2 protein-coding genes are annotated in these 1,728 nt (G+C 66.0%); both read right to left on the minus strand.

Features of this window, described 5'->3' with window-relative positions; genetic code table 11:
* Positions 1 to 1,426: molybdopterin cofactor-binding domain-containing protein (locus JHD07_RS38645; RefSeq protein WP_291631788.1), on the minus strand; the 1,426-nt coding region annotated here is incomplete at its 3' end.
* Between the two features lie 9 nt (positions 1,427 to 1,435).
* On the minus strand, positions 1,436 to 1,728 hold a 293-nt coding region (locus JHD07_RS38650), incomplete at its 5' end, for a 2Fe-2S iron-sulfur cluster-binding protein (RefSeq protein ID WP_291631790.1).

A 1,728-nucleotide genomic window follows, 5' to 3' on the forward strand; every position in this document is an offset into this window, starting at 1 on the left:
CGGCCGGACGCGCCCGGGAATCCGTGGGCGTCGGCGGGATTACGGCGCGGCTGCCGCCGCCGTCCTTGCGTGATGAGGCGCGTCTGAACTCATCGCGGATCGGCCACTTGGCTTTTTCCGCCGCAACCTGGACGCACTCGATCAGAGCCGTGTTCTTGGCTTCGCGCCGGTGCGCCTTCATGTCGCCGTCGCGATAGGCGTTGAGAATCCGGAACTCCATCGGGTCCATGCCGATGAGGCCCGCGAGCTTGTCCATCTGGCATTCGATGGCAAAATCCATCGCGGTGACGCCGAAGCCGCGCATGGCGGTCGCCGGCGTGCGGTTGGTGAAGACGCAATAGACGTCGCCATAGACGTTCGGGATGGTGTAGGGCCCCGGCAGGTGCGCGGCACATTTCACCGCGGCATAGCTGGAGAGCCGCGTATACGCGCCGCTGTCGAAAAATGCCCGGATTTTGCGCGCGACGATGCGGCCGTCGCGCATCACGCCGTCCTTGATGTAGATGCGCTCGGCGCCGCGCGGCGGGCCGTACTGCATCTCTTCCTCGCGCCCGAACACGTAGCGAACGGGGCGGCCGGTCAGCATCGCGCCGAGGATCGCGAGCGGCTCGGTCAGCGTGTCGACCTTGCCGCCGAAGCCGCCGCCGACGGTGCCGCCGATGAAGTGGAAGGTGTTGGAGGGCACGTCCAGGATCTTGGCGCAGGTGTCGACGGAGAAGAACAGCGCCTGCGTCGAGGTGTAGACGACGTAGCGGCCGTTGGTATCGGGCGCGGCGATGGCGCCGTTGGTCTCGGTCGGCGCGTGCTCGATCGGTGACATCTGGTAACGCTGTTCGAGCACGTGGTCGGCGGTCGCCAGCGCGGCATCGGCGTCGCCGAAGCGAAGGCGCTGATGATCGTAGGCGTCGTGATAGATGAAGGCGTTCTTCGGATAGGTCTCGTTGACCACCGGCGCGCCGGGCTTGAGCGCATCCTCGACGTCGAACACCGTCGGCAACGGTTCGTAGTCGATCTTGACCTTTGCGATGGCCTCGAACGCCTCGCGCTCGCTGTCGGCGACGATGGCGAGGATCGGCTCGCCCTTGTAGCGGACCTTGTCGACGGCCAGCGACGGCTCGTCGTCCTTGCCGAAGTTGATCAGGCTGAGCAGCGTGTTTAGATTGACCGGCACGTCTGCACCGCGAATGATCCGGCGCACCCCGGCAGAGCGTTCGGCCTCCGTGGTGTCGATGCGGCGCAGCCTTGCATGCGCCTGGGTCGACCGGACCACCTTCAGGTGCAGCATGCCCTGGAGGTTAGGATCGCCAAAATAGCTGGACGTGCCCGTGATGTGGCCGAGCATGTCCTGGCGCTGCGTGCCCTTGCCGATTTCCTTCAGGTTGTCGTCGCGCTCGTCGGCGAAGATGTCCTTGCGTAGTTCCAGCATGGTTTGACCTCAGGCGCTGGCCCGGCCGCCGGCGGCCGCCAGGATGGCATTGATGATCGGCTCGTAGCCGGTGCAGCGGCAGATGTTGCCGGAGATCGCCTCGATCACGTCGACCCGACTCGGCGAGGGGTTGCGGTCGAGCAGGGCCTTTGCGGCCATCAGCATGCCCGGCGTGCAATAGCCGCATTGGGCGGCAAAATTGTCGGCGAAGGCGCGTTGCAGCTGATGGAGGTTCGGGCCTTGCTTCATGCCGTCGAGCGTCTCGACCGAGCGGCCCGCGACGGTTTCGGCCAGCGTCAGGC

The organism is Bradyrhizobium sp., from assembly GCF_016462955.1.
In the GTDB taxonomy this organism is placed as follows: Bacteria; Pseudomonadota; Alphaproteobacteria; order Rhizobiales; family Xanthobacteraceae; genus Bradyrhizobium.